General features: G+C 74.9%; 1 protein-coding gene. It reads left to right on the forward strand.

Annotated features, from left to right (window positions below; all coding sequences use genetic code 11):
* Positions 1 to 334: hypothetical protein (locus EOA49_RS32430; RefSeq protein WP_206520266.1), on the forward strand; the 334-nt coding region annotated here is incomplete at both ends.

Raw genomic sequence — 334 nt, forward strand, 5'->3', positions numbered from 1 at the left:
ACGGGTGCCACCGGCTCGACTGGGGCGACCGGCGCTACCGGAGCTACAGGTGCGACCGGCGCCACGGGTGCCACTGGCGCTACCGGCTCAACTGGAGCAACTGGCGCGACCGGAGCGACCGGCGCTACCGGTGCGACCGGAGCCACAGGTGCCACGGGCTCGACGGGTGCGACCGGCGCCACGGGTGCGACCGGCTCGACCGGCGCCACGGGTGCCACCGGCTCGACTGGGGCGACCGGCGCTACCGGAGCTACAGGTGCGACCGGCGCCACGGGTGCCACTGGCGCTACCGGCTCAACTGGAGCAACTGGCGCGACCGGAGCGACCGGCGCTA

Origin of the sequence: Mesorhizobium sp. M1A.F.Ca.IN.020.04.1.1 (assembly GCF_003997315.1) — a bacterium.
Classification (GTDB): Bacteria; Pseudomonadota; Alphaproteobacteria; order Rhizobiales; family Rhizobiaceae; genus Mesorhizobium.